A 24,548-nucleotide genomic window follows, 5' to 3' on the forward strand; every position below is an offset into this window, starting at 1 on the left:
CGTCCAGGCCCTGGCCCGGCCGGCGCTCGACGACCCGGTCCTTCGGCAGGCGCCGCGCGATGTAGGCGTCGAGCAGACCGAGCCGGCAGAGGCAGTGCCGGAACAGCGCCTTCGGCAGTTCGAGGGAGAGGGCCGTGGAATCTGCTCCGGTCGACCGCGCCGCGGCTCCCCGCTCCCGGCATGAGCGGACGCCGCATCCGGCCTCCGTCCTAGCGTCGGGACCGTGACCAAAGGCCGAAACGCCGGGTCCGGGGGCGGATTCCGCCTCTTCGGGCCTGTGGAGGGGTGGGGACGACGCGGCGACGTGGCGACGTGGCGACGGCCGGATATGATAAGTTGGCGCCGGAGGTGAACCGATGACAGAGCTGCTCGAAAAGGCCGTCGCCGCCGTGCGGCGGATGCCGTCTGCCGAACAGGACAGCATCGCCGAAGCCATGCTCAGCTTGGCCGGCATCGGCGAGCTGCTGGAGATCGAGCCCGAGCACCGGGCCGCCGTGCTGGAGGGGATGGCGCAGGCGGCGCAGGGCGCGTTTGCCGACGGTGACGCCAGCGAGATCGTCGCCCGCGCCTTCCGACGCGCCCGCACGTGAAGCTGCGGCTTACCCCGCGCGCCGAGAACGATCTGTTCGAGATCGCGGCCTATCTCGTTGCACGCAACCCGCAAGCAGCCCGGCGCGTCGAAGATGCGCTCCAGGATGGGTTCGCGTTGATCGCGACCTATCCTCATGTCGGCCATGTACTGCGTGAGGGCGTTCGCCGCCTTGCCCTGCCTCGCTATCCATACCTGATCTTTTACGGCGTGCGGGAAGCGGACGACGCGGTGGACGTGTTCGCCGTCCGCCATGCGGCTCGCCGGGACGAAGAGTAAGCGCACCTTACGAAGCCGGTCTTCCGTGATGTCCGTCCCGGGCAACGTCGCGCGGAGGAAAAGCTCGCGCCGGCGAGAGCCGCCCAGCGCTTGACCTGCCCCGCCACGGTGGGCTTCGTGCACCGCAGCAGAGCCCTCATCTCCGAGCCACCATGTCCGAGACAGATCCCCAAAAAAAATTCGGCGCCGCGACCCGGCTGGTCCATGCGGGGCGCGACCCGTCCGCCCAGCACGGCTTCGTCAACACGCCGATCTACCGCGGCTCGACGGTGCTCTACCCGACCTACGATGCCATCAAGCACCGGCGCGGGCGCTACAATTACGGCACCTCGGCCACGCCGACGATGGACGCCCTGACCGACGCCTGGACGGAGCTGGCGGGCGCGGCCGGGACGGTGGTGACGCCCTCCGGCCTCAACGCGCTGACCATCGCCCTGATGGCCTCCGTCTCGGCGGGCGACCACCTGCTCGTGACCGATTCCGCCTACCGCCCGACCCGCATCTTCTGCGACGGGGTGCTCGCCCGCTACGGCGTCGAGACCACCTACTACGATCCCCTGGTCGGGGCCGGCATCGGGGACCTGATGCGGGAGAACACCAAGGCCGTGCTGGTGGAGGCGCCGGGCTCGCAGAGCTTCGAGATGCAGGACGTGCCGGCGATCGGCGAGGCGGTGCATGCGCGCGGCGGCACCGTCATCATGGACAACACCTGGGCGACGCCGCTGCTGTTCCCGCCCCACGCGCGCGGAGTCGACATCGCGGTCGAGGCCGGCACCAAGTACCTCAGCGGCGGCTCGGACCTGCTGATCGGGCTGACCTCGGCCAACGCGAAGCACTGGCCGGCGGTGCGCCGCACCTTCGACCACTTCGCCCCCTGCGCCGGCCCCGAGGACATTTTTCTGGCGCTCCGCGGCCTGCGCACCATGCCTTTACGCCTGCGCGAGCACGGGCGCGCCGGGTTGGAGATGGCCCGCTGGCTCCAGTCGCGCCCGGAGGTGCTGCGGGTGCTCCATCCCGGCCTGCCAGACGATCCCGGCCACGCGATCTGGCGCCGCGACTTCTCCGGCGCCTCGGGCCTGTTCGGGGTGGTCCTGAAGCCCGTGCCGGAGGCGGCGCTCGCCGCGATGCTCGACGGCCTCGAACTCTTCGGGATGGGATTTTCCTGGGGCGGCTTCGAGAGCCTCGTCATCCCCTTCGACTGCGCCGCCTACCGCACCGCCACCGCCTGGGCGCCGGGCGGCTGGGGCCTGCGCTTCCACATCGGCCTGGAGGACGTGGCGGACCTGAAGGCCGACCTCGACGCGGGCTTCGCGCGGCTGCGGGCGGCGAGATGAGCGCTCACGGCGCCAGCCACGACCCAGTCCACACCGCCCCGTCGCGGCGCCAGCCGGCGCGGCGGTGGCCGCGGCGGTCGAGGTACAGAAAGTCCAGGCGCGTGGCGCGCACGCCGACGGCGCAGAAGTTCGGGCGGCCGAGCGTCACGGCGGCTTCCGGATCGGGCAGCACGTAGGCGTCGCCCGAGGGCAGGGCCGTGCCGGGGCCGGGCTCGCCGCCATAGGCGACCCGGCTCATGGCCTGCGCCGCCGCCCAGGCCGCATCGGCGATCGCGTCGTCCGTGTGCAGGGTGGCCTCGCCCTCCACGCGGATCTGGACCTTGGCCGCAGCGTCGTAGCCCTGGAGCGCGCAGAGCGGCGCGCGGCCGATCTCGCGGGCCTTGTCGGAGCGCCGGTCGCAGTGGAAGCGCAGGGTCCCGGCCGCGGAATCGGCCGCGCGCAGCACCACCGTGCGCAGGCGCGGGCGCCCTGCGCCGTCCACCGTGGCGAGCGCCGGGGTGTGGAAGGCGCTGCCGTTGCGGCCGACCCCGTCCGCCAGCAGGCGCCAGAGTTCGGCGAGGCTGGCGTCGAGGTCGTCGTAGAAGGCGGGAAGCGGGTCCCGGCTCATCGCGGGCGCAGGCGGGGCGTCATCCTGGCAGACGAGCACGGGGCCGGGGCGCGATCAAGCATCGCTTCCCCCTGCCGCAGGCGCCCTCTTCGCGCCCGCCCGGCGCCGCGCCCGCTCGCGAAAGATCAGGGCGAGGTTGCGCAGGTAGATGCCCGTGGAGAGGCCCTGGCCGATGATGATCACCGGCTCGCGGCGCACGAAGCCGTAGACCAGGGTCATCAGGCCGCCGACGATGGAGAGGAACCAGAACGAGAGCGGCATCACGCTCCGGCCCGCCCGTTCGCTGGCCAGCCATTGCAGGATGAAGCGCGAGCCGAACACCAGCTGTGCCAGGATGCCGAAGACCAGCCAGAAATCGAACCGGGTGACGAACACGTCGTAGAAGTAGTCCGGCAGGTCCCGCGCGAGTTGGATCAGCATCGGACGGCTCCGGGCGCGGGGATCTCGGCCGCCTGCGGGCTCGCGCGCTTGCGCCGGATCAGCCACCACACGCCGGCGAGGTCGAGGAGACCGACCCAGAGCCGGTCGAACAGGCCGTAATTCGAGACGCCGGTGAAGCGCGGCCGGTCCACCACGTCGCGGTGGACGACGGAAAAGCCCTCGCGGGCGATGAGTGCCGGCATGAAGCGGTGCAGGGCGTCGAAATAGGGCAGGCGCAGGTAGACCGCGCGGCGGAACACCTTGAGGCCGCAGCCGGTGTCGCGGGTGGCATCCTTGAGGATCTTTCCGCGCACGCCGTTGGCGATCCGGGACTGCATCATCTTGAAGCGGCCGTCCTTGCGGCCCTGGCGCTGGCCTTGGGCGAGGCCCGCGGTCTCGCCCGCCGACTCCAGGGCCGCCACCAGAACGGGGATGAAGGCGGGGTCGTTCTGGCCGTCGCCGTCGAGGGTGGCCACGATCGGCCCATGCGCGACGGCCACGCCGCTGCGCACCGCCGCCGACTGGCCGGCGCTGCGGGCATGGCGCAGCACCCGCAGCCAGGGCCGGCCGGCGCGCGCCGCGTCGAGGGCCGCAGGCGTGGCGTCGGTGGAGCCGTCGTCCACGTAGATCACCTCGAAGGGGGACAGCGACGCGCAGGCGCGTTCGATCTCGGCCACCAGGGCCGCGATGTTGCCGGCCTCGTTCTTGACCGGCACGACGACGCTGAGGCGGACGGACTCGCTCACGGTGTCACCGCATAGGCCGTGAGGTCGACCCGCCGGCCGCCGTTGATGTTGAAGCCCGAGACCTGCCCGACGACCTTGGGCACGGCCGCGCCCACGGGCCAGGAGGCGTCGAACCCGGCAGCCTCACGCCCTTCCACGAAGAGCAGGCGGCAGCCGCCCGCCTGGAGGAAGTCGCGCCCCTGCGCCCCGCCGGCGGGCGTGGCGAGGTCGGTGCCGATCAGGAAGACGAGGCTCGGCTCCCGGTAGCCGAGGCTCGCCACCTGCGGGTTCGCGCATGGGAGATTGTCGCGGATGGCGGCGAGGCGGTTCGAGACCTTCAGCGCCGGGATCGCCCCCTGCGCCAGCCCGAACACGGCTGGCGACAGCAGGCAGGAGGCGGCCACCGCCAGCACCAGGGCGCGCTCCGGCAGCCCTTGGGTGAAGGCGATCCAGGCCGCGCCCGCCACGAGGCAGGCGCCCGCCAGCAGGGGCAGGGCGCTCCAGGGCAGCATCCGGTCGAGGTGCCAGGCGGCGTAGGCGAGCCCCAGGGTCAGGCCCAGGGGAATCGCGGGCACGAGGAGGGCGACGAGCCCGGCGCCCCGGCGGCGCGGATCGAGGCCGCCGCGGTCCAGCGCCAGCACGGTGAGGATGGCGACCATCGGCATCAGGGGCAGGACGTAGTGCGGGAGCTTGGTGGGCACCGCCTCGAACGTCAGCCAGGCCGGCACGATCGCGGCGAGCAGCAGCGCGACGGCGTCCTCCCCGCGCGCGCGCCAGGCGAAGGGGATGGCGAGCGCCGCGAAGGCGGCACCCGGCCAGAAGGTGGCGAAGAAGGCGATCGCGTAGGCGCCGGGCGGCCCCCAATGCTTCTCCTTGGCCCCGCCGACCTTGGCGAGCATGTCGTGGCCCACGGCCTCCGAGAAGAAGGCGCCGCCGCTCTTCCAGGCGATGGCCGCGAACCAGGGCGCCACGATCAGCAGCGTCAGGGCGAGCCCGTGCCAGGGCCGCAGGGCCAGGAGCCAGCGCGCCGAGCGCGCCTTGGCCGAGAGGACGAGCATGGGCAGGCCGACGAAGAGCGGCACCATCGGCCCCTTGACCAGGATGCCGAGCGCCAGGCCGAGCCAGAAGATCGACGCGGTCCGCCAGGGGAGACCCGCCCCGCGCCCGAGCCAGGCGCGGGCCAGCGCCCCGAAGCTCGCCACCGTGCAGGCGGTGAGCAGGGCGTCGGTCTTGGCGAGCCGCGCCTCGGCCGAGAGCATCAGGCAGGCGCCGAACAGGGCGGCGGCCAGCAGGGCGCCGCGGCGCGGCAGGAAGGCGAGGGCGGCCCAGTAGGCCAGGAGCACGGCCCCCGTGGCGCCGATCAGCGAGGGCAGGCGGTAGAGGGCGATCGTCGTGCGGGCATGCGGGACGCCCAAAACCTCGCCCGCGGCCACCGCCGCGGCCTGGGCCCAGTAGATGCCCACCGGCTTCTTGTGGCGCGCCTCCCCCTGGAAGCGGATGTCGACGAAGTCGCCCGATTCCAGCATCTGCTTGGAGGCCTGGGCGAAGCGCGGCTCGTCCCGGTCCATCGGCTGGAGGGAGACCTGGCCGGGCAGGAAGCAGAGGAGGCAGAGCGCCAGCAGCCAGGCGCAGGCGCGGGCATGGCTGGCGCAGGCCTCGGCCAGACCGCGGTCGATCCAGTCGGCTGGGGCTTGCGCGGCGCGGCCGGCTTCGAGGCTCGTCTGCATGACGCGCCCGTGTTGGAGAACGGGCCTCGAAAGTCAAATGCGGGCGCGGCCGGATGCTAAGAAAGGGTCCCCACGGATGGAGTCGCACATGACGATCCAGATCGGCCTCCTCGCCTTCCCCGGCGTCCAGCAGCTCGACCTCACCGCGCCCTACGAGGTGTTCGCCTCACTGCCGGGGGCGCAGGTGCACGTGGTGGCCGCCAGCCTGGAGCCGGTGCGCTCGGCCACCGGCCTCACGATCCTGCCTACCGTCACCCGCGACGCCTGCCCGCGGCTCGACGTGGTCTGCGTGCCCGGCGGGGCGGGCGTGAACCCGCTGATGCGGGACGAGGCCACCCTGGAATTCCTGCGGGCGCAGGCCGCGAGCGCCCGCTACCTCACCTCCGTCTGCACCGGCGCGCTGGTGCTCGGCGCGGCCGGGCTGCTGAAGGGGCGGCGCGCCACCACGCACTGGGCGGCCCTCGACCTGCTCGCCGCCTTCGGGGCGATCCCCGTGCGCGAGCGCGTGGTGCGGGACGGCACCCTCATCACCGGCGGCGGCGTCACCGCGGGCCTCGACTTCGCCCTCACGGTGGTGGCCGAACTCGCCGGCCGCACCGAGGCCGAGACGGTGCAGCTCCACCTCGAATACGCCCCCGCGCCGCCGTTCCCCGGCGGAACGCCCGAGACCGCGCCGCCCGAGGCCCTGGCCGGGGCACGAACGCGGCTCGCCCGCAGCCGCGCCACCCGCGAGGGGATCGTGGCCGCCATCACCGGCGCACGGGTATCGCGCGCCGACTGGGCCGTCTCCGACGACGGATGAGGCCGGCCCGGTCCAGGCCCGGCCGTCTCGAACGGCGATCCCATCGGGACTCGGAACCTTCGGGCGCCCGGGCTCTTGCCATGCTGGCGTCCCGCCGACCGGCCGGAGCCGCGGAAGCTGCCATGAACGAAATCCTCGTCGTCGCCCTGATCTGCGCCTCGTCGGTCCAGGCCCCGGACTGCGACCGCGCCACCGCATCGGACGTGCTGACCGGACCCGCGCATTCCCTGCAGGAATGCCTGCTCCAGGGCCCGATCCTGGCCGCCAATGCCGGCCTCGGCAGCAGCAAGGACAGCTACGTGAAGACCCGCTGCGAGCAGCGGCGCTGAGCGCGGACAGGACGTGAGGCGGCCATCATGAGCGACGAACCCGTCAGCCCCGAGCGGGCCGTCCACATCCGCCTGCGCGCGCGGCTCGCCGTGGTCGAGCGGGCGGCGTGGTTCGGGCTCGTCCAGGCGATGCGGACGCAGCCGGCCGAGACGGAGGCCTACATCGCGTCCGAGCGGGCCCGCTGCGCCGAGGGCTTCGCCGGCGCGGCCTGGTCCCGCGACCTCACCGCGCCGGAGCGCGCGATGCTGGCGGCCGAGGTCGATTCCGGCCTCGCGGATCTTCTGAAGGACGCCCGCGACGCCGTGTGAGGCGAAAGGCTACTTGCGGCCGGCCGCCTTGACCGCGTTGCTCACGGCGTCCTTCGTCGAGGGCGCCGCGGCGTTGGTCTTGGGGACCGACTTCTTCGGCTTCTTGGTCTCGCGACTGCCGCGCTTCTTCTCGGTCGCCATGGCGTCTACTCCCTGCAACGGCCGGTCCCGATGACCGGTTTGGAACGTCGTCTTGCAATCTCGTGCCCGTCCGCGCGAGCGACGGGCCGGCGCTTCGGCCGCCCGTCTCAGACCGGGCGCAGGCCCGGCGCGTCGAGGGGTCCGAAGCGGATGATGAAGCGGGCACCCTCCCACAGCTCGATCCCGTGGGTGTTGGCGAGCAGGCTCACGGCCTTCGTGGCGGCCGCATCGGTGGCCACGTCGATCGTCTCCGACGAGCGGATCGTGCGGGACCTGTCGAAGCGGAAGGCGCGGTAGGTGGAGCCCCCGGCCGGGGTTCCGGCCCTGTTCGGGAAGGGGAGGAGGTCCGACATGCACGCCCGTCCGGTCTACAGGCGGGGGCACGGGTACCCTCAGCCACCGGAGCCTGCGGTGCTCGTCCGGTGATGGCCCACCATGCGCCCGGCGTTCCGGGAAAGATAGGTGGGCGCCCGGCCACTCCCGCGCCGGCGTCAGCCCGTCCCGAAGCGGTCGCGCCAGGCAGGCGGCATCCCCGCCGAGAGGCCCTCCGGCGGCGTGGCGGCCGAGAACACGCCGATCGCCACCGCCCGCGCCAGCACCTGCGCGGCCATGTCCCCCAGGCGCGCGAGGTCGGCGATGGGGTCGGCCAGGGGCATTTGGCCGGTGGCCAGCGCGAAGACCACGTCGCCGTCGAGCGGCGTGTGCACCGGCTGGAGCGCGCGGGCCAGCCCGTCCTGGGCGGCCACCGCCAGGCGCCGGGTCTGGGCCTTGGTCAGCGCCGCGTCGGTCGCGACCACGGCGAGCGTCGTGGCGGCCCCCGGCAGCGTCCGGACGGGGAAGGTGAGGGCGTCTGCCGGGATCGCGGCGGGCCAGCCGAGGCCGCCGAACTCCGCCCCGCGCTCGAACGGCGCGGCCCAGAAATGCGGGGCCTCGCCCACGGTCGCCCGGCCGAAGGCGTTGACGGCGGCAAGCGCCCCCACCTGGAACGCGGTGCCGGGGACGGCCGCCGAGGCCGAGCCGAGGCCGCCCCGGAGGTTGGCCGTCCGCGCGCCGAGCCCCGCCCCGACCGAGCCGAGATCGAACGCGACATCGGCTGCGGCGGCGGCGGCGAATCCGAGGTCCCGGTAGGGCGGATAGCGGCCCCAGGCCTTGTCTCCGCCGTTCAGGAGATCGAACAGGATCGCGGCCGGCACGATCGGCACCCGCATGCCGCCGACCGAAAAGCCCCGGCCCTGCTCGGCGAGCCAGGCCACCACGCCGGAGGCCGCATCCAGCCCGAAGGCCGAGCCGCCGGAGAGCACGAGGGCGTCGATGCCCTCCACCGTGCGCTCGGGATCGAGCAGGTCGGTCTCGCGGGTGCCGGGGCCGCCGCCGCGCACGTCCACCGCCGCAACGCAAGCGCGATCGAGGACGATCGCGGTGACGCCGCTGACGATCCGCGCGTCGCCGGCATGGCCGACGCGCAGGCCGGGGATGTCGGTGATGCGGTTGCGCCTCATGGGCATCATCCTGCCACGGGGCCGCGGGGTGTGGAAACCGGACGCGCGTCCAAGATTTCGGGACGCCGAGGCATGGCCCGGCGCGGCGTTTCCTGCCACCCGGTTCGGGCCGGCCCATCGGTCGCGCCCGAGCCGGCCGGGCCAGGGAACACCAGCATGACATCCAGTGTCCTGAAGCTCGCCCGCCTGGGCCTGATCGCCGGGCTCGGCTTGAGTCCGAGCCTGGGCCTGAGCCTGCCGGCGCTGGCCGGAGGGGCCGGCACCTACGCCGTCAAGGGCAACAACGGCGAGAAGGGCACCGACTACACCGGCACCCTCGTCATCACCCAGACCAGCAAGGACACGTTCAAGCTGAGCTGGAACATCGGCGGCGACAAGTACGACGGCTTCGCCGTGGGCGACGCGCGCATCCTGGCAGCCAGCTTCGTCAGCGACGGCTCCTCCGGAGCGGCGCTCCTCGTGGACGACGAGGCGGGGGGCTACAAGAGCATCTGGGCCTTCAAGGGCGAGACCAAGCTCGGCGTCGAGATGATCACGCCGAAGAAGTAGGGTTTTCGCGTTTCCCTGGCGGAGTCAGACGTCGCCTGTGACCCGATAAGTCCATCTTCCGGAACGCGTTTCCCCTCCCGCTTGTGGGGAGGGGTCAGGGGTGGGGGTGGTTCAGGATAAAGCGGTGCGGTGCCGTCTGCACCACCCCCACCTCCGGCTCCTCCCCACAAGGGGGAGGAGAGGCCCGCGGTTATGTTGCGGCTCTTCTTGAAAGCAATGTGTGCATCCGTTCGCGCACGGCCGCAGCCCCCCTGCGGCGCCAACCCTGTGGACGCGTCGCGCGGCTGCCGCACCGGCGGCGGGCCGCCCGTGCTAGGTCTCCCGCCGGCAACGCGGAACCGGAGCGACGATGGCGGTCGGCATCGACGGCATGATCGAGATGGGCCTGTGCCTCGACGGTGCAGGCCCGGGGCAGCCGGCGCGCCTCGACCTCGAAGAGCTCCTCGCCACGCGCCTGCTGGTCCAGGGCAATTCCGGCTCGGGCAAGTCGCACCTGCTGCGGCGCCTGCTGGAGCAGAGCGCGGGCCTGGTGCAGCAGGTTGTGATCGACCCGGAAGGCGACTTCGTCACCTTGGGCGAGGCGCACGGCCACCTCGTGGTCGACGGGTCGCATTCCGAGGCCGACCTCCAGGCCATCGCCGCCCGCGTGCGCGCCCACCGGGTCTCTGTGGTGCTCGATCTCGAGAGCCTCGACATGGAGGCGCAGATGCGCGCGGCCGCCGCCTTCCTCGGCGGGCTGTTCGAGGCCGAGCGCGCCCACTGGTATCCCTGCCTCGTGGTGGTGGACGAGGCCCAGGTCTTCGCCCCGGCCGCGGCCGGCGACGTGTCCGACGAGGCCCGCAAGGTGTCGCTGGGCGCGATGACCAACCTGATGTGCCGCGGGCGCAAGCGGGGGCTGGCCGGCATCATCGCCACGCAGCGGCTGGCCAAGCTCGCCAAGAACGTCGCCGCCGAGGCCACCAACTTCCTGATGGGCCGCACCTTCCTCGACATCGACATGGCGCGGGCCGCCGACCTCCTGGGGCTGGACCGCCGCGGCGCCGAGCGGTTTCGCGACCTCGCCCGCGGCGACTTCGTGGCCCTCGGGCCGGCCCTGAGCCGCCGGCCGCTGGCCCTGCGGATCGGCGCGGTGACAACCTCCTCGCGGGCGGCCCCCGGAAACCTCATCCCCCTGCCGGCGACCGCCGGCGCGGACCTGCGCGCGATGATCCTGGCGCCCGCCGAGGAGATGCCGGGGCTGGCCCCGCGCGCGCCCCGGCCCGTGGGGACGCCGCGCGTCACGCCCGCCGACCTGATGCGCCAGCTCGCCGCCCACCGGCCCGAGGCGCCCCCCGAGGCGCCGGCCCTGGACGAGACCGAGAACCGGGCCGGGTGCGATGCCGTCCTGCGCGGGCTGGTGGCCGACGCGGATGCCGGGCGGCAATCCGTGGCGGTGGTCTACCAGGATTTTCTGGTGCGCTGCCGGATGCGCGGCCTCGACGGGGAGCGCGTCGGCCTGCCCGCCTTCCGCCGCTCGCTCAGCGTCGCACGCGCCGGGATCGCGGACGCCCCCGAGGCCGGCTCGGAGGAGGAGGGGCCCTGGGCCCAGGCCCAGGCCACCGCCGCCGGGATGCCGGAGGAGGTGCAGGGCCTGTTCCTGCTGATCGCCCGCGCGGCCCTGGCGGGCGAGGCCTGCCCCGGGGACGCGGCCCTGGCGCGGGCCATCGGCAGCCGCTCCCCCGGCCGCGCCCGGCGGCTGCTCGGCTACATGGAGAGCCGCGGGGCCATCGTCTGCCGCACGGATTTTCGCGGGAGCCGGGTCATCGCCCTGCCGGCGCTCGCCTGCGAGACCGCGCCGGGCGACCCGAAGGCGGACCCGGCCCCCGCGCCGGAGGCCGACGCGGAACCCGCGGCCGGACGCTGGGGCCTCTTCGCCGCCGAGTGATTCTTTTGGGGTTTTTGGACGGTCGGCTCTCTCAGCCCGGCGCGCTGAGGCGCAGGAGTTCCGGGATCAGCATCTCGGCCGATTGCTCCACCGTCTCGGCCTGGGTGGTGATGGTCAGGTCGGGGGCGAGCGGCGGCTCGTAGGGGGCGGAGATGCCGGTGAAGTCCGGGATCTTGCCGGCCCGCGCCCGGTCGTAGAGGCCCTTGGGGTCGCGGGCCTCGCAGACGGTGAGCGGCGTGTCGATGAACACTTCGAGGAAGGGGACGTCGCCCGCGATGCGCCGGGCGGTGGCCCGCTCCTCGCGGAACGGAGAGATCAGCGAGACCACGACCACGAGGCCGGCCTCGGCCATCAGCCGGGCGGCCTCGGCCGCGCGCCGGATGTTCTCGTGGCGGTCGGCGGCGCTGAAGCCGAGGTCGCGGTTGAGGCCGTGGCGCAGGTTGTCCCCGTCCAGCACCATGGTGTGGCGCCCGTTGCGCGTCAGCGCCCGGTCGACGGCGTTGGCGATGCTCGACTTGCCGGCCCCCGACAGCCCCGTGAACCAGGCGATGGCCGGGCGCTGGCCGAGGCTGCGCCAGCGGGTCTCCCGCGGCTGGAGGGTCTGCCAGGTCAGGTTGTCGGATGCGGGCTGGCTCTGCGGCAACGGCTCGGTCTCTCCCGGATGGCGGCGGACCGGACCCGTGCCCGATCCGGCACGGTCTTCTACGGGAGCCCGGCGAAGAACGAAACCGTCTCCTCACGATCACGTGAGGGGCAGATGCTCCTCCGGCGGGATCGGCCGCGGGCGGCCCTGGTCGTCGATGGCGACGAAGGTCAGGGTCGCCTTGGTCACCTTCTCGCGTACCGGGGTGCGGAAGCGGCGGGCCCAGGCTTCCACCTCGATCTTCATCGAGGTTCGGCCGACCTGCACCACCCGCGTGTAGACGCAGAGTACGTCGCCCACCCGTACGGGGCGGATGAAGGTCATGGCATCGAGCGCGACGGTGACGACTCTGCCCTGCGCCCGGTCGACCCCGGCGATACCCCCGGCCTGGTCCATCTGCGACAGCACCCAGCCGCCGAAGATGTCGCCGTTGGCGTTGGTGTCGGCGGGCATGGCGATGGTGCGCACCGTCAGGTCGCCCTGCGGCTGCTCCGCCCGGATCTCGTCCGCCGTCGTCCCGCCCATGCCGTTCCCACTCGTCCCGTTCGCAAGGGTGCCCAGTCTATCCCCGGTCCGGCCTGCGCCGGAAGCGGGGTCAGGGCATCAGCCCGGCGAGCTGGAGGCCGGCCGCCAGGAAGACGGCGAGCGCGCAGACGAGGCATTCGAGGGGGATGGCTTGCCAGAGGTCGCGCGTGGCCACCTCGCGGGTCGCGATGTCGTGCATGGGATCGTTCCTCCCGAGCGGCCAAGTCTGATGCCGGCCGTCTCGAAAGGGAAAGTCTACAGCAGTTTTGCCGGATGCGCACGAAAAAGCCCGGCGGCTCGGGGGAGCCGCCGGGCATGGACGCTCAGGCCTTGCGGGCGCGGATCAGTAGAAGAAACGCCGCGGGCCGTAGAAGGGGCGGCGGTAGTAGGGGCGCGGGCCGTAGAAGCGGCGGCCGTAATAGGGCCGACGGTAGTAGGGGCGGGGCCGGTAGAACCGGCGGCGGTAGTAGTACTGCGCCTTCTCGGCGGTGGCGGGCGCCGCCTCGGCGGGAAGCGCGAGGCCGGGGCCGACCGGGGCGGCGGACGCCCCCTGCGGCACGGCGGCGGCGAAGCCGAGCACCAGCAGGGCGGCCAGCAGGACTTTCCTCAGCACGTTGTCACTCCTTCTCGTGGGGCACGTCTGTCGTCGGGCGGATCTGTCGTTCGGCCGATCCGGATGCCCGAGCGCCTGAAACGCACGAGCCTCCGAAAGCGTTTCGCACCCCGCCCTCAACGAGGGCGTCGGGCGCCGCGGGCAAGGGGTGCGCGACGCGGAAGGTTACCGAGACCTGTCGGGTCAGGCGATCTTCGTGGTCATGTCGACGGTCGGCGCGGAGCCGCTCTGGCGCACCAGGCCGATCCCGTGCTCGCAATCCTCGCGGCGGGCATAGCCCTCGGCAGAATCGGCCACGACGTTGCCGTTCGGCACCCGCAGCCGCCAGCGCCACTCGCCCTTCGCATCCCGGTAGAGTTCGAACCGCATCGAAAGGCGCTCCCGCTCGTCTTGGCCCGGCTGAGATGGGGCGCGGCGGGCGCCCTGCAATGAGGGGTCGCTCCGGTTGCCAGGGGCCGCCCGCTTCGGTAGCCCTGTCCGCCATGAGCACGATCGATTTCCACGCCACCCGCCGGGGCGTCCTGGCGCATTTCGCGGCCGATCAGTGCATCGCCCAATCCCTCCGGCGCTACGGCGAATGGGCCGAGAACGAGATCACGCTCCTGCGGCCCTATCTCGGACCGGGCGACACGGCGCTGGACGTCGGCGCCAATGTCGGGACCCACACCCTCGCCTTCGCCGAATTCGTCGGGCCGACGGGGCGCGTCATCGCCATCGAGGGCCAGCTCTCGACCTTCGCGCTGCTGGGCCACAACGTACTGGTCAACGGGCTGGCCGAGGTCGTCACGGCGCTTCCCGTGCTCGCCGGGGCCGAGCCCGCCCTGGTCGAGTCGAGCCTGACACCCCCTTCCGACAACGTCGGCGCCAAGAGCTTCTTCCCGGACGTGCACGGCCGCAGCATCCACGGGGTCCCGGTCCACGCCCTCCCGCCGCGGCCCAAGGGCCTGCCGGTCAAGCTCGCGCTCATCACGGTCGACAGCCTGCAACTGTCGGACTGCGCCCTGATGAAGGTGGACGTGGAGGGCATGGAACTCGACGTGCTGCTCGGCTCGCGGGAGACCCTGGAGCGCACGCGCCCCGTCGTCTATTTCGAGCAGGCCGCGGGTGCGGCGTCCGGCCTGGGCGAGATCCAGGCGCTGCTGCGCGGGCTCGGCTACCGGCTGTTCCGGCACCTTACGCCCGCCTTCAACCCCCAGAACTTCAAAGGCAGCGCCGACAACATCTTCGGGGACGCGACCGAACTCAACATCCTCGCCGTTCCCGAGGGCGCGGCGATCCCGGCGGGGCTCGACGAGATCGTCTAACCCGCCTGAGTTGTCGGGGGCCTCGAACGAACCCCCAAAAAAGAGCCGCCCCGGAGGTCCGGGGCGGCTTTTTCCGTTCAGGTCGAGGCCGATCAGGAGCGCGGGGCGCGGTCCAGCCAGCCGATGGCGCGGCCCTCGCTGGCGCCGGCACCGCCCGCGTTGCGCGGACGGGCGTCGGGGCGGCGCGGCCGGTTGTCGGGACGGGCCTCAGTGCGGGCGGGGCTCGGCCGGTTCTCGCCCTGGGGACGGGCGGGACGCGCCTCCTGGGCGCCCTGCGGCCGGCCCTGCTGCTGGGGACGGCCGCTTCCACGGCCCGCCTCCGCAGGACGGGCGCCGCCGCCGGGACGGCCCTGGCGCTGGCCGGGGCGCTGGCCCGGACGGCCGCCGCCGGGGCGCTGCTGGCCGCGGGTGTCGGGACGGCGCTCCTCGGCCTGGGCGATCTCGGCCGCCTCCTGGCGCGAGGGCGGCTGGAAGCCCTCGGGGAAGGGGGCGACGGGGATCTTCTGGCGGGTGATGCGCTCGATGTCGCGCAGGTAGGCCCGCTCCTCGTCGTTGCAGAAGGAGATGGCGAGCCCGTCCGCGCCCGCCCGCGCCGTGCGGCCGATGCGGTGGACGTAGCTCTCGGGCACGTTGGGCAGGTCGAAGTTGACGACGTGGCTCACCGCCTCGACGTCGATGCCGCGGGCGGCGATGTCGGTGGCGACCAGCACCCGGCAGGCGCCGTCCTTGAAGGCGGCCAGCGCCCGCTCGCGCTGGGGCTGGGACTTGTTGCCGTGGATGGCGGACGCCGCGATGCCGACCTTGTCGAGGCCGCGCACGACGCGGTCGGCCCCGTGCTTGGTGCGGGTGAAGACCAGCACGCGCTCGATCTTCGGGTCGCGCAGGATGTGGGCGAGCAGCGCCTGCTTGGCGCCGGTATGGGCGAAGATGACTTCCTGCTCCACGCGCTCGGCCGTGGTGGCCACCGGGGTGACGGCGACCTGAACGGGATCGCGCAGGTACTGGTCGGCCAAGCCGGCGATGTTCTTGGGCATGGTGGCCGAGAAGAACAGGCTCTGGCGCTTGGCGGGCAGCATCTTCACGATGCGCTTGAGGGCGTGGATGAAGCCGAGGTCGAGCATCTGGTCGGCCTCGTCGAGGACGAGGATCTCGACGCCCTCCAGCGTGAGCGAGCGGCGCTCGATCAGGTCGATCAGGCGGCCGGGCGTGGCCACGAGGATGTCGACGCCGGGCGCCAGCGCCCGCTCCTGGCGGCCGATGGTGACGCCGCCGAACACCACGGTGTTCGTCAGCGGCAGGTGGCGTCCATAGTCCGAGAAGCTCTCGGCGATCTGGTTGGCGAGCTCGCGGGTGGGCGAGAGCACCAGCACGCGGCAGCCGCGGCGCGGGGCGCGGCGGTTCTCGAGGCTGAGGCGGTGCAGGATCGGCAGGGCGAAGGCCGCCGTCTTGCCGGTGCCGGTCTGGGCGATGCCGCAGAGGTCGCGGCCTTCCATGGCCGGGCGGATCGCCTGGGCCTGGATCGGGGTGGGGGTGTGGTAGCCGGCCTCTTCGAGCGCCTTCAGCACGGGCTGGGCGAGGCCGAAATCGGTGAACTGGGTCAAGGAGGAACTTCTTCCGATGCAGCAGGACCGGCCGGGCGGCACGCTCACGAGCGGCGACGCGGATTGGGTGGGCGGTCCATTGGCAGGAGGCTGCCCGCGTGATGGGGCGGCCTGGGTGCATGCACGTTGAAGAGAGGGGCCGGCACCCGGAACCCGCTGAACGCGGTCCTGAGATCCGTCACGCAACCCCCTCAAGCGGGCCCATCTGTCGGCCGCTGACGCTGCAGGTGCGATATGCGGTCTCGCGGCTGCGAAGTCAATCGGAGGCCGGCCCGAAGGTGGGGAGGGGACGCAAGTGACGCAGTGTGTGACGCAGGACACGCACACGGCCGGCGCGGGCGCGTAACGGAGCGGTGCGGCGACGAACCCGGACATGGAACGCCCGCCGGGCACCGGTACAGTCGTTCGAAACGAGGGGAGAGGCGCCGTGACGACATTCAGCGTTTCGTGGGCCGACGCGTCGGCTGCGGGAACCTACGCCCAGCGCATCCTGCAGACGGTCCAGAGCGCGGCCAACGCCTGGGCGTCCTACCTCCAGGGCTACGGCACCATCGAGATCAGCCTCAGCATCCAGAGCCTGGATGCCGGCACGATCGCCACGGGGGGCACCAACTTCAACGGCACCGGCGGCAGCCTCACCCCGAACCCGATCAGCGAGATCCGCACCGGGACCGATCCGGACGGCGCGGAACCCGACATCGCGATCGAGATCGGCAGCGACTACTACAGCCGCCTGTTCTACGACCCCACCGGGACGCAGGCCGTGCCCGCGGGGCAGATCGACGCCCGCACCGTGTTCGAGCACGAGATCGCCCACGGCCTCGGCTTCCTCTACCTCGACCGGACGGCCTACGCCGCCGCGGTGCAGACCATCGACGGCAGTTCCTTCTTCACCGGCCCCAACGCGACCATCGCCAACAGCGGGGCGCCCGTGCCCCTGGCCTCCGGCCTCGGCCATGTCAGCATCGGTGACGACCTGATGAACCCGGCGGTGGCCTCCGGCACCCGGAAGGAGATCGGCCAGGTCGACCTCGGCATCCTCCAGGACATCGGCGCGCCGGTCGGGACGGGGCGCGCGGACCTGATCACGCTGGGCGGCAACGGCGACACCTTCCTGGCCTTCGGCGGCAACGACACCGTCTCCGGCGGCGGCGGCGGCGACGTGCTGTTCGGCAACCAGGGCGACGACGTGCTGTTCGGCAACCTCGGCAACGACACCCTCTACGGCGGCCAGGACCGGGACACCGTGTATGGCGGCCAGGACGACGACGTGGTGCTGGGCAACCTCGGCGACGACGTCGTGCTGGGGAACCTCGGCAACGACACCCTGTTCGGCGGGCAGGGGGCGGATACCCTCTACGGCGGCCAGGGCAACGACGTGCTGTCCGGGGACCTCGGCAACGACGTGCTCTCGGGCGACCTCGGGGCCGACCGCTACGTCTTCGGCCAGAATTCCGGGATCGACCTCGTCCTCGGCTTCTCGCAGGCGCAAGGGGACCGCCTCGACCTCTCGGGACAGACCTACACGCTGGCCGGCGCCGGCAACGGCGATGCGCTGCTGACCCTCTCCGGCGGCGGCTCGGTGGAACTGGCCGGCATCACCGCCGCGCAGTTCCAGACGAGCTTCCTGGCCTGAGCGCGGCGGGACCGACCCGCTTCGATCCGCACCGTGGGTGCGTACGGCCCTGTCCTGTCGCGCTCCGCGTGCGGAATCCCGTAGCCTCCGGTGCTGCCGACCGACGCTCGTCCGATCCATCCCCCTCATCCCGAGGCGGCTGGCGCCGCACCTCGGTATGAGGGACCGGGTGGGATTAGCCGGGATGTCATCCGCGTCCCGGCACATCGAAGGATTGCGTAGGCCGGACAGGACCTGTATTCCCAAGGTCAAGCTTGTCACGCAACGGCGATGGGTCTTTCCGTCGTCTGCGTTAAATCCGACTTTATCCGGACAGATCCCAAAATCCGGACCCCCGTTTCGACGCATTCGCCCCGATCCCGGAGATATTCCCGATGGCCGCCCCGCAGCCGACCTTCACGGTGTCGTTCGATGATCCGTCGAACCAGGCGTCCGACCTGCGGGCGAGCCTGATCGCCAACATCCTCTACGCGAGCGGGTTGTGGGCGCAGTACCTGAATAGCTCCGCCAACATCGAGATACTGCTGCGCATCGATTCGACGGCGGTGGGCCGGGCGCAGGGCGGCAGCGCGTCGACCGGCGTGGTCGGCACCTACAACGGCATGACCCTGTACCAGGACAGCGCCGGCTTCGAACTCGCGACCGGGCGCGACGTCACCGGCACGGGCCCCGACCTCGTGATCACCGTGGACCCGGCCTACCTGCGCAACGAACTCTGGCTCGATCCGTCGCCGGGCTCGGCACCGGCCATCCCCACGAACCGCACGGATGCGGTCTCGGTCTTCACGCACGAACTCGGGCATGCGCTGGGCTTCAACGGCTTCCGCAACGGCACGACCGGCGCGCTACCGGGCAACTACCTCAACACCTTCGACACGAACGTCGCCGCCCTCGGCAGCGGGCTCGGCTTCTACGGACCCACGGCGCTCGCGGTCTACGGCGCGGCCGTCCCGCTGACGACGGGCAATTACGGCCATTACGGCAACGTCTCCGAGTCCCCCGGCACGAACCCGGTCGCCGGGCTGATGAACGGGGTGAACTACTTCCGCGGCGTGCGCTACGGGATCGCCGACATCGACCTCGCGATCCTGACCGATGTCGGCGACCCGATCCTGGTGCGCCGCACCGGCACGCCTGGGAACGATTCCATCACGGACGGGCCGCTGGCCTCCGAGATCATGCTGGGCACGGGCAACGACGTGGCGCTGGCGGGCGGCGGCAACGACATCCTCTACGGCAACCAGGGGGACGACACGCTCTTCGGCAACCAGGGCAACGACACCCTGTTCGGCGGCCAGAACCAGGACACCCTCTACGGCGGCCAGAACGAGGACGTGGTGCTGGGCAACCTCGGCGACGACGTGGTGCTCGGCAACCTCGGGGCCGACACCCTGTTCGGCGGACAGGGCGCGGACACCCTCTTCGGCGGCCAGGGCAACGACGTGCTCTACGGGGATCTCGGCAACGACGTGCTCTCGGGCGACCTCGGCGCGGACCGCTACGTCTTCGGCCAGAATTCCGGGATCGACCTCGTCCTCGGCTTCTCGCAGGCGCAAGGGGACCGCCTCGACCTCTCGGGCCAGACCTACACGCTGGCCGGCGCCGGCAACGGCGATGCGCTGCTGACCCTGTCCGGGGGCGGCTCGGTGGAACTGGCCGGCATCACCGCCGCACAGTTCCAGGCGGCCTTCCTGGCATAAGGCTCGCCCGCCCGGCGGCACGGCCGGTGCAGAGGGCTCGCGTGCCATGCAGCCAGCCCCCCACCATCGTCCCGCTAAGGGACAGACGCGCCCCGCAGCGGGATTCCGCCTCCGCGGCCGGACGGCCCCGCGGCCCGTCCGTCCCACTGCGGACGGTCCGGCGGCCGGCCGCCCGATGATCGCGCGCCACACCCTGACCTATGTCGGCTCGCGCGGGTTCGCCGCGATCCTGAACCTCGCCTCGGTGGCGGTGTTCACGCGGCTCGCCCCGGTGGAGAGCTACGGCGCCTACCTCTACGTCATGTCCTGGGCCTTGGTGCTCTACGGGGCCACCTGCCAGTGGCCGAAATACGCGTTCTTCGCGCTCTACGACGAGGCCCGCGCCGGCGTGCAGGTCGCCACCCTGGCCCGCATCCTGGCCGGCACGGTGGTGCTGGCGAGCCTGGGCAGCGGGCTGGCGGCCGCCTTCGGCCTCGTCCCCGCCGGAATAACGGGCGCGGTCGTCGCCCTCGTGGTCGGCATCACCCTGTTCGAGGCCAGTGCCGAGATCGCCCGCACCCGCCTCAGGGCCGGCACGGTCGCGGTCTCGGTCGTCGCCCGCGCCGTGCTGATGCTCGGCCTCGGCAGCGCGGCGCTGCACCTCTCGCAGGACCCCCTGCATCTCGCCCTGGCGGTGGCCGCCGCCAACGCGCTGGCCGCCCTTCCGGCGGTCGCCGCCGTCCTGCCGCTGATGGGCGGGCGGGGCAGCCGCGTAGAGGCAGGCCGCCTCCTCGCCTACGGCTGGCCGCTGGCCCTCTCCTTCGGCACCGCGGCGCTGGCCGCCAGCCTCGACCGGCTGATCATCGGCCGGACGGTGGGCCCCGAGGAACTCGGCGCCTACGGCGCCATCGCCGACTTCCTGAAGCAGAGCTTCGTCGTCTTCGGCGAGGCGCTGACCCTGTCGATGATCCCGATCGCCAAGCGCGAGGCCCGCCTCGGCGGCTGGCCGGCGGCCTCCGCGATCCTGGCCGACGCCGCCCGCGCCATCGCCCTGCTCGCGGCCTTCGGCGCGGTGTTCTTCTCCGCCTTCGACGACGTGGTCATCGCGATCCTGCTCGGGCCGGATTACCGCGCTGAGGCGCAGCGGCTCGCACCGGTGCTGATCCTGGCCAGCATCCTGATGACCCTGCGGGCCCATTATTTCGGGCAGGTGATCTACTTCGCCCGCACCAGCCGGCTGGAACTCGCGGCCTCGGTGGCCGCCCTCGTCACCGTCGCAGGGCCCGCCCTCCTGCTGATCCCGTCCTTCGGGGTGATGGGCGCGGCCATCGCCTTCGCCGCGGGGCAGGGGGCGGCCTGCCTCGTCTTCATCCTGGGGGCGCGCTGGCGGGCGGAAGGCGCCATCGCGATGCCGCTGCCGGGGGCCGACATTCTCGGCATCGTGGGCGGTGCGCTGGCCTGCGCCCTCCTGCTCTGGGCGATCGGCCTGACGCCGTGGGGGTTCGCGCCCGCGGGCCAGGCCCTGCGCTTCGTCCTGCTGGTCGCGGGCTTCGTCGCGGTGGCGTGGCGCTACGACGTGGTGGGCATCGCCCGCGCCGTCCGGGGCCGTCTTGCTTTTCGCACGCGTTGATGCGGGACACCGCCCGACTCCCGAACGGCCTCGTCGCGGCCCTGCGGCCCCTCACATCGGACACCCCCTGGATCGAGCCCTGGCGCGCCCTCGGTGTGAGCGCCCTGGTCGCCAACCCCTTCTACGAGGCGGATTACGCCGTGAGCGCCGCCCCGGCCTTCGGGGCGGGGGTGCGTCTGCTCGTCGTCGCCGACAGGCTGCCGGAGGAGCCCGGCGCGCGGCTGGCCGCCCTCTGGCCCTTCCGAACGTTGCGCACCCGCTGGGGCCTGCCGCTGCCGCTGCTGATGGGCTGGACGCACGGCTTCTGTCCCTTCGGCGCGCCCCTCCTCGACGCGGAAGCACCCGAGCGCGCCCTGGCGGCCCTGCTCGCCGCCCCCCGTGCCCTCGGGCTCGCGCCGCGCCTGCTTATGCCGAACGCCCCCGCGACGGGCCCCTTTGCCGACCTCCTCGCGCACTCAGGCACCCGCAGCGCCACCTATTGGCGCCACGAGCGCGCCGTCCTCGACGTCACCGGGCTCGGGGCGGAGGGCCGGGCGGGCTACCTCGGCCACATGACGGGCAAGCGCCGCCGCAAGCTCCGGCTCGCCGCCGAGCGCCTCGGGGCCTCTGCCCCCGTCACCCTGGAGACGATCCGCGAGCCGGGCGCCCTCGCCGCCGCCCTGGAGGAATACGTCGCCCTGGAGACCGGGGGCTGGAAGGGCCGGGCCGGCACGGCGCTCGGGCACCGTCCCCAGGAGGCCGCCTTCATGCGGGCGATGGTGGAGGCACTCGGGGCGCAGGGGCGCGTGCGCATCGACCGGTTGCGCCGGGAGGGCCGGACGCTGGCCGCCGCGATCCTGCCGCTCACCGGCCCGGAGGCGTGGTTCCTCAAGATCTCCTACGACGAGGCCGAGGCCGCGGGCGCCCCCGGCGTGCAGCTCGTCCACCGCCTGACGCAGGCGATCCTGCGCGAGGGCGACCTCACGCGGCTCGATTCCTGCGCGGCCCCCGATTACCGGCTGGCCGAGATGTTCTGGACCGGGCGCCGCGCCATCGCCCACACCCTGGTCGAGGCGGCGGGCGGCGACCCGCTCTTCCCCCTGGCCGCCGCGCTGGAGCGCGCCCGCGAGCGCGTTTCGCGCTGGCGCGCGGCGCGGCGCTGAGCCTCACCAGCCGAAGCGGGCGATCTGGGCGAGGCGCGCCTGCGCCGCCGCCTCGTCCCGGCCGAGCAGGGCGATGCGCTGGGACCAGTCGTGGCAGGGGGCGCAGAAGCGCAGCGACAGGAGCGGAATCCCCCCGCTGCGTGCCCGGTTCACCGAGGCGATCAGGCAGGCGATGACGGGCTCCGCCTCCGGCGTGCCGAGGCAATCCGCCCGCGGGCTGCCGAGGACCGGGCGGGTCGGCCAGTCCAGGGACAGGGTGGTGCCGCCCTGCCGGTCGGGAGCGGGCGGCAGGGTGTAGCTGCGCAGGAACAGGGCGCAGAACCCGAGGATCAGGCCGAGGACGAGGAGGGCGGGGCGCATCCCGGCATTATGGCGCGCGCGGTCCCCGCGGCGAGCGCCGATCAGCCGAGGTCGTCGAAGCGGCTGCGGAAGAAGACCTCGCGGCCGGCCCCGTCGATCACCCGCACGGCCTCCGCCGGCTCGCCCACGCGCTGCGGCACCCGCGCCCGCGCGAACAGGCGCAGCGCCCGCTCCTGGGCCGGCGCCAGTCCCTCGACGCGCACGGAGATGCGGCTCTGCACCTCGCCCGCCTCCGGGCCGAGGACTTCGATGTGGAAGGTCTCGCGCAGGCTCACGGTGTCCTTGTCGGAGCGGGAGGACGGATGGTCCCAGATAGACGCTGGCGTGTCGGCGCGCATCCCGCTTGCGGGACCGGGGGCGGCGATGGCACTGCGGCGGGAACGCGCGGCGGGGAGGATCGGATGCGGGACGAGACCACGAGGCGCCCCCGCGTGAGGGGCCGGTGAACCCCCTCAAGGCGGCCATCGCGGTTGCCGCCTGCGCCCTGCTGTTCTGGCTGGCGCTGCGCGTGACCCGGCGCTTCGTGGATATCGGCATCGCCGCCGGCCACGCGGAGGAACGCCGCCGCCTGGAGGCGGAGGCCGCCGAGGAGGCGCGTGCGGCTCAGGCCGCGCGCGACGGCGCCGTGCCGTAGGCGTCGGCCATCAGGCCGATCGCCGCGAGCTTGGCCTCGAGCGCGGACCAGTCGTCCGCGTCCGCGATCGGCGCCCACAGGGCCTCGACCTCCTCGATCAGGAGGGTGCAGGGCGCGCCCGAGAAATACGGGTGGTCGGGTCGTGCGCCGGCAGCCGGCGCCAGCCCGTCGAGGGCCGCGCGCACGGGGGCGAAGGCCTCGGAGGCGTAGAGCGCGGCGGACGGCCCGGCCTCGGCGCGCTTCGCGGCGGCGAGCCCCCCGTACCAGTCGAAGAAGAAGCGTTCGAAGGGGGCGCGGCTCTCGGCCAGGTACCGCCAGATCGCGGCGACGAGGCGGTTCGTGCGTGCCTCGTCGGCCGGCGCCAGGCCGAGGCGGGCGAACAGGGTCTCGGCGAAGGCATCCTGCAGCGCCGGCCCGAAGGCCTGCAGCTCGGCCTCCAGGGCGGCCTGGGGCGCCAGCGTCAGCAGGCAGTCGGCCAGCCGCGTCAGGTTCCAGAACAGGGCCTCCGGCTGGCGCCCGAAGGCGTAGAGGCCGCTGGTGTCGAAATAGGCCGCGGTGAAGTCCGGATCGTAGTGGGGCAGGAAGCGCCAGGGGCCGTAATCGAAGCTCTCGCCGGTGACGTTGATGTTGTCGGTGTTGAGCACCCCGTGCACGAAGCCGGCCGCCGCCCATTGCGCCCCGGTGCGGGCGACCCGCCGGACCACGTCGCCGAGGAAGGCGGCGGCCCGGTCCGCCACGGCCTCGCGCCACAGTTCGGGCCGGTGCGTCGCGATGGTGTGGTCGAGGAGTTTCGCGATGTTGTCCGGCTGCTCCAGCGCCAGGAAGCGCTGGAAGCTGCCGATGCGGATATGCCCGTGGCTCAGGCGCACCATCACGGCCGAGCGGGTGGGGGAGGGCTCGTCGCCCCGCTCCAGGGACTCGCCAGTCTCGATCAGACTGAAGCTCTTGGAGGTGTGGACGCCTTGCGCCTCCAGGAGCGCGGTCGCCAGCACCTCGCGCACGCCCCCCTTCAGGGTGAGGCGCCCGTCGCCGCTGCGCGACCAGGGCGTGCGCCCGCTGCCCTTGGTGCCGAGGTCGAGCAGGCGCCCGTCCGCACGGTCGTGCATCTGCGCGAACAGGAAGCCGCGCCCGTCGCCGAGATCGGGGTTGTACGAGCGGAACTGGTGGCCGTGGTAGCGTAGCGCCAGGGGCTCGGGAAAGCTGCCCGGCAGCGGTTCGAACCGGCCGAAATGCCGGACCCAGTCGGCCTCCGACAGCCCCCCGAGCCCGACCCGCTCCGCCCATGGCTGGTTGCGGTAGCGCAGCACCGCCTGCGGGAAGCGGGCGGGGGCGACCACATCGAAGAACTCGGGGCCGAGGTCGGCGTGGCGGCGGGAGGGGCGGAAGTCGGCGGCGGTCTCTGTCAAGGCAACGGGCCTTCCGGTCGGGGCAGGGTGCGGCGTCACGGGCCGGTCGGGGAGTCAAAGCCCGCAGGACCGATTCCGTTTCCCGGCCTGCACTGCTCCCTCCCCCCTCCGTGGGGGAGGGTGGGCCTCGCGTGAGCGAGG

The 24,548-nt window shown here is 72.9% G+C and carries 31 protein-coding genes; 15 read left to right on the forward strand and 16 right to left on the reverse strand.

The window, feature by feature from the left end; all coding sequences use genetic code 11:
- From COGEMETH_RS16705 to metC, 4 genes are all read left to right on the forward strand, one after another.
- Positions 1-184, forward strand: a 184-nt coding sequence (locus COGEMETH_RS16705) for a hypothetical protein (protein WP_238183730.1), incomplete at its 5' end; no start/stop codon positions are given.
- A 172-nt stretch (positions 185-356) separates the two neighbouring features.
- A complete protein-coding gene (locus tag COGEMETH_RS16710) occupies positions 357-590 on the forward strand; it encodes a hypothetical protein (RefSeq protein WP_238183731.1) in 234 nt (77 codons plus the stop codon).
- Complete coding sequence (locus tag COGEMETH_RS16715) at positions 587-868, forward strand: type II toxin-antitoxin system RelE/ParE family toxin (protein WP_238183732.1); 282 nt, start codon at positions 587-589, stop codon at positions 866-868. The genes COGEMETH_RS16710 and COGEMETH_RS16715 overlap by 4 nt, the downstream gene beginning before the upstream one ends.
- Positions 869-1,020: 152 nt before the next feature.
- Complete coding sequence (metC, locus tag COGEMETH_RS16720) at positions 1,021-2,202, forward strand: cystathionine beta-lyase (protein ID WP_238183733.1); 1,182 nt, start codon at positions 1,021-1,023, stop codon at positions 2,200-2,202.
- A gap of 4 nt (positions 2,203-2,206) precedes the next feature.
- On the opposite strand, the gene COGEMETH_RS16725 is transcribed toward metC, so the two are convergent.
- The 4 genes from COGEMETH_RS16725 to COGEMETH_RS16740 are packed head-to-tail and all read right to left on the reverse strand — an operon-like array spanning position 2,207 to position 5,681.
- A complete protein-coding gene (locus COGEMETH_RS16725) occupies positions 2,207-2,809 on the reverse strand; it encodes a pyridoxamine 5'-phosphate oxidase family protein (protein ID WP_238183734.1) in 603 nt (200 codons plus the stop codon).
- 54 nt (positions 2,810-2,863) lie between these two features.
- Positions 2,864-3,229, reverse strand: coding sequence for a lipid-A-disaccharide synthase N-terminal domain-containing protein (locus tag COGEMETH_RS16730; protein ID WP_238183735.1), 366 nt, complete (start codon positions 3,227-3,229; stop codon positions 2,864-2,866).
- Entirely contained in the window at positions 3,223-3,975 is a 753-nt protein-coding gene (locus COGEMETH_RS16735) for a glycosyltransferase family 2 protein (RefSeq protein WP_238183736.1), read from the reverse strand. The genes COGEMETH_RS16730 and COGEMETH_RS16735 overlap by 7 nt, the downstream gene beginning before the upstream one ends.
- Entirely contained in the window at positions 3,972-5,681 is a 1,710-nt protein-coding gene (locus tag COGEMETH_RS16740) for an ArnT family glycosyltransferase (RefSeq protein WP_238183737.1), read from the reverse strand. Before COGEMETH_RS16740 ends, COGEMETH_RS16735 begins: the two co-directional genes overlap by 4 nt.
- Before the next feature lie 88 nt (positions 5,682-5,769).
- Between COGEMETH_RS16740 and COGEMETH_RS16745 the strand changes: the two genes are divergently transcribed.
- The 3 genes from COGEMETH_RS16745 (at position 5,770) to COGEMETH_RS16755 (ending at position 7,121) form a co-directional block, all read left to right on the forward strand.
- Positions 5,770-6,483 (forward strand): DJ-1/PfpI family protein, encoded by a 714-nt coding sequence (locus tag COGEMETH_RS16745; RefSeq protein WP_238183738.1) that lies wholly within the window; start codon positions 5,770-5,772, stop codon positions 6,481-6,483.
- A gap of 122 nt (positions 6,484-6,605) precedes the next feature.
- Positions 6,606-6,812 carry a hypothetical protein gene (locus tag COGEMETH_RS16750; protein WP_238183739.1) on the forward strand — a complete coding sequence of 69 codons (207 nt, stop codon included), beginning with the start codon at positions 6,606-6,608 and terminating at the stop codon, positions 6,810-6,812.
- A gap of 27 nt (positions 6,813-6,839) precedes the next feature.
- Positions 6,840-7,121, forward strand: coding sequence for a hypothetical protein (locus COGEMETH_RS16755; RefSeq protein WP_238183740.1), 282 nt, complete (start codon positions 6,840-6,842; stop codon positions 7,119-7,121).
- Positions 7,122-7,130: 9 nt separating this feature from the next.
- Here the strand turns inward: COGEMETH_RS16755 and COGEMETH_RS25630 are convergent, their stop codons facing one another.
- From COGEMETH_RS25630 to COGEMETH_RS16765, 3 genes are all read right to left on the reverse strand, one after another.
- Entirely contained in the window at positions 7,131-7,262 is a 132-nt protein-coding gene (locus tag COGEMETH_RS25630; RefSeq protein WP_283215010.1) for a hypothetical protein, read from the reverse strand.
- 107 nt (positions 7,263-7,369) lie between these two features.
- Entirely contained in the window at positions 7,370-7,615 is a 246-nt protein-coding gene (locus tag COGEMETH_RS16760; RefSeq protein WP_238183741.1) for a hypothetical protein, read from the reverse strand.
- 138 nt (positions 7,616-7,753) lie between these two features.
- Entirely contained in the window at positions 7,754-8,761 is a 1,008-nt protein-coding gene (locus COGEMETH_RS16765; protein ID WP_238183742.1) for a P1 family peptidase, read from the reverse strand.
- Between the two features lie 156 nt (positions 8,762-8,917).
- Here COGEMETH_RS16765 and COGEMETH_RS16770 point away from each other — a divergent pair, with 156 nt between their 5' ends.
- Both COGEMETH_RS16770 and COGEMETH_RS16775 read left to right on the forward strand, forming a co-directional pair.
- Entirely contained in the window at positions 8,918-9,310 is a 393-nt protein-coding gene (locus tag COGEMETH_RS16770) for a hypothetical protein (protein WP_238183743.1), read from the forward strand.
- A 349-nt stretch (positions 9,311-9,659) separates the two neighbouring features.
- Entirely contained in the window at positions 9,660-11,234 is a 1,575-nt protein-coding gene (locus tag COGEMETH_RS16775) for a helicase HerA domain-containing protein (RefSeq protein ID WP_238183744.1), read from the forward strand.
- 31 nt (positions 11,235-11,265) lie between these two features.
- Here the strand turns inward: COGEMETH_RS16775 and cysC are convergent, their stop codons facing one another.
- The 5 genes from cysC to COGEMETH_RS16795 all read right to left on the reverse strand — a co-directional run bounded on the left by cysC (position 11,266) and on the right by COGEMETH_RS16795 (position 13,384).
- Positions 11,266-11,877 carry an adenylyl-sulfate kinase gene (gene cysC / locus COGEMETH_RS16780; RefSeq protein ID WP_238183745.1) on the reverse strand — a complete coding sequence of 204 codons (612 nt, stop codon included), beginning with the start codon at positions 11,875-11,877 and terminating at the stop codon, positions 11,266-11,268.
- A gap of 99 nt (positions 11,878-11,976) precedes the next feature.
- Positions 11,977-12,402: an acyl-CoA thioesterase gene (locus tag COGEMETH_RS16785; protein WP_238183746.1), complete on the reverse strand. Its 426-nt coding sequence runs from the start codon at positions 12,400-12,402 to the stop codon at positions 11,977-11,979.
- Between the two features lie 70 nt (positions 12,403-12,472).
- The gene (locus tag COGEMETH_RS25635) at positions 12,473-12,601 is read right to left on the reverse strand and encodes a hypothetical protein (protein ID WP_283215011.1); all 129 of its coding nucleotides are present in this window, start codon (positions 12,599-12,601) and stop codon (positions 12,473-12,475) included.
- Positions 12,602-12,745: 144 nt separating this feature from the next.
- Positions 12,746-13,015, reverse strand: a complete 270-nt coding sequence (locus COGEMETH_RS16790; protein WP_238183747.1) for a hypothetical protein — start codon at positions 13,013-13,015, stop codon at positions 12,746-12,748.
- 183 nt (positions 13,016-13,198) lie between these two features.
- Positions 13,199-13,384, reverse strand: coding sequence for a YegP family protein (locus COGEMETH_RS16795; protein WP_238183748.1), 186 nt, complete (start codon positions 13,382-13,384; stop codon positions 13,199-13,201).
- 113 nt (positions 13,385-13,497) lie between these two features.
- Here COGEMETH_RS16795 and COGEMETH_RS16800 point away from each other — a divergent pair, with 113 nt between their 5' ends.
- Positions 13,498-14,319, forward strand: a complete 822-nt coding sequence (locus tag COGEMETH_RS16800) for an FkbM family methyltransferase (protein WP_238183749.1) — start codon at positions 13,498-13,500, stop codon at positions 14,317-14,319.
- Between the two features lie 92 nt (positions 14,320-14,411).
- Here the strand turns inward: COGEMETH_RS16800 and COGEMETH_RS16805 are convergent, their stop codons facing one another.
- Complete coding sequence (locus tag COGEMETH_RS16805; RefSeq protein WP_238183750.1) at positions 14,412-15,920, reverse strand: DEAD/DEAH box helicase; 1,509 nt, start codon at positions 15,918-15,920, stop codon at positions 14,412-14,414.
- A gap of 427 nt (positions 15,921-16,347) precedes the next feature.
- On the opposite strand from COGEMETH_RS16805, the gene COGEMETH_RS16810 reads away from it, so the two are divergent.
- From COGEMETH_RS16810 to COGEMETH_RS16825, 4 genes are all read left to right on the forward strand, one after another.
- Positions 16,348-17,556 carry a calcium-binding protein gene (locus tag COGEMETH_RS16810; protein WP_238183751.1) on the forward strand — a complete coding sequence of 403 codons (1,209 nt, stop codon included), beginning with the start codon at positions 16,348-16,350 and terminating at the stop codon, positions 17,554-17,556.
- 374 nt (positions 17,557-17,930) lie between these two features.
- Positions 17,931-19,256 carry a calcium-binding protein gene (locus tag COGEMETH_RS16815; RefSeq protein ID WP_238183752.1) on the forward strand — a complete coding sequence of 442 codons (1,326 nt, stop codon included), beginning with the start codon at positions 17,931-17,933 and terminating at the stop codon, positions 19,254-19,256.
- Positions 19,257-19,431: 175 nt separating this feature from the next.
- A complete protein-coding gene (locus COGEMETH_RS16820) occupies positions 19,432-20,865 on the forward strand; it encodes a lipopolysaccharide biosynthesis protein (protein WP_238183753.1) in 1,434 nt (477 codons plus the stop codon).
- A complete protein-coding gene (locus COGEMETH_RS16825) occupies positions 20,865-22,007 on the forward strand; it encodes a GNAT family N-acetyltransferase (RefSeq protein WP_238183754.1) in 1,143 nt (380 codons plus the stop codon). Before COGEMETH_RS16820 ends, COGEMETH_RS16825 begins: the two co-directional genes overlap by 1 nt.
- A gap of 3 nt (positions 22,008-22,010) precedes the next feature.
- Here COGEMETH_RS16825 and COGEMETH_RS16830 read toward each other — a convergent pair whose 3' ends face one another.
- Together COGEMETH_RS16830 and COGEMETH_RS16835 are read right to left on the reverse strand one after the other, a co-directional pair.
- Positions 22,011-22,367 carry a hypothetical protein gene (locus COGEMETH_RS16830; RefSeq protein WP_238183755.1) on the reverse strand — a complete coding sequence of 119 codons (357 nt, stop codon included), beginning with the start codon at positions 22,365-22,367 and terminating at the stop codon, positions 22,011-22,013.
- Between the two features lie 41 nt (positions 22,368-22,408).
- Positions 22,409-22,636 (reverse strand): hypothetical protein, encoded by a 228-nt coding sequence (locus COGEMETH_RS16835; RefSeq protein ID WP_238183758.1) that lies wholly within the window; start codon positions 22,634-22,636, stop codon positions 22,409-22,411.
- A 173-nt stretch (positions 22,637-22,809) separates the two neighbouring features.
- Here COGEMETH_RS16835 and COGEMETH_RS16840 point away from each other — a divergent pair, with 173 nt between their 5' ends.
- The gene (locus COGEMETH_RS16840; RefSeq protein WP_238183756.1) at positions 22,810-23,001 is read left to right on the forward strand and encodes a hypothetical protein; all 192 of its coding nucleotides are present in this window, start codon (positions 22,810-22,812) and stop codon (positions 22,999-23,001) included.
- Here the strand turns inward: COGEMETH_RS16840 and COGEMETH_RS16845 are convergent.
- Positions 22,971-24,407, reverse strand: coding sequence for a protein adenylyltransferase SelO (locus COGEMETH_RS16845; RefSeq protein WP_238183757.1), 1,437 nt, complete (start codon positions 24,405-24,407; stop codon positions 22,971-22,973). The two genes, COGEMETH_RS16840 and COGEMETH_RS16845, sit on opposite strands and share 31 nt — an antisense overlap.
- Between the last annotated feature and the right edge of the window lie 141 nt (positions 24,408-24,548).

This window comes from Methylobacterium trifolii, assembly GCF_022179685.1.
Classification (GTDB): domain Bacteria; phylum Pseudomonadota; class Alphaproteobacteria; order Rhizobiales; family Beijerinckiaceae; genus Methylobacterium; species Methylobacterium trifolii.